The sequence below is a fragment of the Burkholderia sp. E168m23 genome (genome assembly GCF_016586125.1).
In the GTDB taxonomy this organism is placed as follows: domain Bacteria; phylum Pseudomonadota; class Gammaproteobacteria; order Burkholderiales; family Burkholderiaceae; genus Burkholderia; species Burkholderia orbicola.
Genome location: NZ_BCPP01000769.1, coordinates 1 through 3542 on the forward strand (window position 1 = coordinate 1; position 3542 = coordinate 3542).

General features: G+C 61.0%; 4 protein-coding genes and 2 pseudogenes. 2 read left to right on the top strand and 4 right to left on the bottom strand.

Annotated features, from left to right (window positions below; translation table 11 throughout):
• The first annotated feature begins 90 nt into the window (after window positions 1-90).
• Window positions 91-1190 (top strand): IS3-like element ISBcen23 family transposase gene (locus JMF90_RS29220; RefSeq protein WP_085962301.1). Its coding sequence is split into 2 segments (ribosomal slippage): window positions 91-343 and window positions 343-1190, totalling 1101 coding nucleotides; the frame shifts between segments, so codons are not numbered across the junction.
• Window positions 1191-1455: 265 nt separating this feature from the next.
• On the opposite strand, the gene JMF90_RS40795 is transcribed toward JMF90_RS29220, so the two are convergent.
• The 4 genes and pseudogenes from JMF90_RS40795 to JMF90_RS29240 all read right to left on the bottom strand — a co-directional run.
• Window positions 1456-1683 (bottom strand): DUF1016 N-terminal domain-containing protein, encoded by a 228-nt coding sequence (locus JMF90_RS40795; RefSeq protein WP_011548488.1) that lies wholly within the window; start codon window positions 1681-1683, stop codon window positions 1456-1458.
• Window positions 1684-1764: 81 nt separating this feature from the next.
• A complete protein-coding gene (locus tag JMF90_RS29230) occupies window positions 1765-2253 on the bottom strand; it encodes a GNAT family N-acetyltransferase (protein ID WP_011548487.1) in 489 nt (162 codons plus the stop codon).
• A complete protein-coding gene (locus JMF90_RS29235; protein WP_011548486.1) occupies window positions 2250-2519 on the bottom strand; it encodes a DUF1778 domain-containing protein in 270 nt (89 codons plus the stop codon). The genes JMF90_RS29230 and JMF90_RS29235 overlap by 4 nt, the downstream gene beginning before the upstream one ends.
• Before the next feature lie 332 nt (window positions 2520-2851).
• Window positions 2852-3094 (bottom strand): annotated as a pseudogene (locus JMF90_RS29240) (IS256 family transposase); the annotation flags it as partial.
• Between the two features lie 54 nt (window positions 3095-3148).
• Between JMF90_RS29240 and JMF90_RS29245 the strand changes: the two are divergent.
• A pseudogene (locus JMF90_RS29245) lies at window positions 3149-3542 on the top strand (transposase); the annotation flags it as partial.

The window sequence follows — 3542 nt, forward strand, 5'->3', positions numbered from 1 at the left end:
AAATTCCGCCGCAGGTCACAGGTGACCTGAGACGGATCGTGTAGCCAAACGGCAAGTGAGTTCTCTTATCCTAGAGGCAAGGAGAACTCGATGAAGAAGCGACATACCGACGAACAGATCATCCGCATCCTGCGGGAAGCCGAGAGCCAGGAGGTACCGGTCAAGGATCTGTGCAAGCGGCACAACATCTCGGAGCAGACGTTCTACCGGTGGCGCACCAAGTTCGGTGGCATGGACGTGGCCGAAGCACGTCGGCTCAAGGAACTGGAATCGGAGAACGAGAAGCTCAAGCGGCTGGTGGCCGAGCAATTGCTGGTGATCGACGGCTTGAAGGAGTTCAGCCGAAAAAAATGAATTCCCCGACGGGCCGGCGCGAAGCGCTGGAAGTCCTGACTCGGCGGGGATTATCGCAACGCAAGGCATGTCGTTACCTGGGGCTGAGCCGCCGGGTGGCGATCTACACGCTCAAGCAACCGGAGAAAGACCGGAGCTTGGGCGAGCGGTTGATCGCGGCTTCCCAAGAGGTGCCACGCTTCGGTTATCGTCGGATCTCGGCTTGGCTGTCGTTGGGCGAATCGCGTGTGCGCCGGATGTGGCGTGCGCTGAAGCTGAACATCCCGAAGCGCCGGCCGCGTCGACGGCGTTGCGGCAGCGATATTCGCCTGCCGGGTGCGACGAAACCCAATTCGGTCTGGAGCTACGACTTCGTCCACGACCAGTTGGTCGACGGTCGAGTCTTGAAGATGCTGTGCGTGATCGACGAATACACCCGCGAATGCCTAGCAATCGAGGTCGGGGCCAGCTTGCGTTCGCAAGACGTGATCCTGGTCCTGTCGCGATTGATGCGCCTATACGGCAAGCCGGCGTTCATTCGGTCCGACAACGGCGCGGAATTTACGGCGGCCAAGGTTATGCGCTGGCTGCGTGACGCGGCAATCGGGCCAGCCTTCATTACGCCCGGTAACCCGTGGCAAAACGGCTTCGTCGAAAGCTTCAACGGCAAGCTGCGCGACGAGCTGCTGAATCGGGAATGGTTCCGCAGCCGCGCCGAGGCCAAGGTGCTCATCGAGCGCTGGCGACAGTTCTACAACGAGCGTCGGCCGCATAGCGCTCATCGTTACCAACCTCCTGCCACGGTCCGTCGAGCCTGGCTGGATTCCGAGAATATCGACAGGCGACTCACTGCTTAACTGGCTACAAGATCCCACCGCAGGTCACAGGATTTCTAGAGCAGATCATTACAATCGGCAGCGCATGCCCACGTCGATCGACTACCTCACTCCCGTCGAATACGAAACCCGACGCTGCATGACATGCTGAACGTGAAAACGAGGCAGGGTCAATCCGGGTGGGCGTGGATTGTGCAGACAGTCTCTGCACAATCCGGTCTGCAGGCCACGTCGAGTAAAAAGCTCGCATCTGCGCGAGATTGCGCCATCCGAAACTACGACCGAATCACTCTGACAGCCCGGCGCCCAAACGGCGGATCACCGCGTCGCCATAAGCGGGCCGCCCCTTCCCGCCCTGCTCGAACTCAACGATTCGTCGCCCGATCTCCCAATATGTCGCCGTCATCAGGGCGTTCACCGTGCGAGCCGTCGCTTCGCGCGACGACGCAACTACATCGGCAATTTCACGGTGCAGTCCGGCATAAGCGGCCTGCCCGACATCGAGCTGCGTCACAGTGCGTTCACCGCGTCCTTAAACGCCTCGCGCCGTAGCCCAGTATTACCGACTCCGTCATTTCCCGCAGGATAGCTTCCGCTACTTCACCGTTGCCAATGGCATGAACAATGCCAGCGGGTCGCTAGTCAGCGGCGCGAAGCCGAAATGCCGGTAGAACGCCGCAGCCGTTTCGTCCTTTGCGTCGACCGTCAGAGCCACCGCAGCGATTTCGGACTTTGCGGCACGTTGCAGCGCGTTGACCAGCAGCGCTGCGCCGAGTCGCCTGCCGCGATATGCCTGATCGACGGCCAGGCGCCCCATGCGCACCACCGGGATCGCAGGATAACGGGGCAACTTGCGCGCGATGGCGTGCGGCAAATCCGTGAGCGCGACGCTGGCGGCAGACAGTGTGTAGTAGCCCGCGACAACGTTGCCGTCGAGCATCACGAAACAGGCGGCCACCCTGCGGCGTACGTCCTGCGTAACCACCTCGCGCAGATATCGATCAAGCGCGGGCGTGCCGCATGCGAATCGAGATCGATCATGAGCCGCCTCAAGGGCGGCCACTACCAACTGCGCACCGCTCATGCGTTACGCAGCAGTTGATCGTGAAGATCGATCGCGCGCTTGAGCGCGTCGACCGGCTCGGCGGGCGTCAGGATCGCGTGCGCGAACCGTTCCGATTCCGCGACCGACAGGCGGATCACTTCCGCGTCGGCAATCGCGCGTTGCGCCGCCTCCCGGGCGGCCGAGACGACGAAATCGGACATCGTGCGCCCCTGAATCTCGGCAGCGCGCCGGATCGCCGCGTGCACATCCGTTTCGATGCGGGCCTCAAATCGTGTGGTAGCCATGGTCACTCACCTCCTCACGCCATTGTACGGAAAATTGCCGGGGCGATCAAGGTGTACGGAAAATTGCCGAGTCACTATCGCGCAAATTGAAAATGCTGGGCGACGTGTTTGACGCATCGCGAAGTCTCTTCGCACTTGTAGACCAAAATAAAGTCGTCAAATTACGGGCCAGAAGCCTTGATCCGCGAGGATTCCGGAGTGACGGAACTACATTGCGCTATGTGACGGTCATCCGCTACCAGAAAGGCTTTGGCGGGCCGCCCAGCGCTTCGCCGTGGGTCGAATGGGTGCGCCAGCGTGGCGGCTGGTGGAGCAGCCCCCCTGAAACACCGGACCGTCTTGGCGCCCCGCCCGTTGCGCTGATTCGTGGCGTTGGCCGGCTTGGCCGCACCGGCAGGGTAGCCAAGATGATGATTCATCTCGCCGCTCAGTGCTCGCTCGATCAGCGCCTTCTTGAGCGCCAGCGTCGCGGCATTGATGGCTTCTGCTGTCATTGGACCGTTGCCAAACTGCTCAAGCAGTTCGGCCGGAATCGCCGGCAGTTCCACCGGCTGGGCTTTCGGTTTGCGAGGCATACACTCTCCTTGAGAGAATGTTATGCCTTAAACACGAAATTCCTGACAGGCCCGATATCGGAGCAGACGTATTACCGATGGAAGAAGCAGTACGCGGGTCTGGAGTCGAACCAGGTCCGCGAACTGAAGCAACTCCAGGATGAGAACGAGCGGCTCAAGAAGCTAGTTGCGGAGCTGAGTCTGGACAAGGCCATCCTGCAGGATATCGCCACAAAAAAGTGGCCGCGCCCGCGCTGAAGAGACAGGCAGTGAGCTACATCGTGGATCACTACGGTCTTCCGACGCAGCGGGCGTGCCGGCTGGTCAAGCAAGCTCGCAGTACCCACTACTATCGCAGCGTCAAGGACCCGCAAACGGCACTGCGTCAACGCATGCGCGAGATTGCGCAGACGCGCGTTCGATATGGCTACCGGCGCGTGCACGTGCTGCTCAAGCGTGAAGGTTGGCG

Excerpts from the sequence above, each read along its gene's own strand:
- JMF90_RS29230 (WP_011548487.1), bottom strand. The coding sequence starts at position 2,253 with ATGAGCGGTGCGCAGTTGGTAGTGGCCGCCCTTGAGGCGGCTCATGAT.
- JMF90_RS29235 (WP_011548486.1), bottom strand. The coding sequence starts at position 2,519 with ATGGCTACCACACGATTTGAGGCCCGCATCGAAACGGATGTGCACGCG.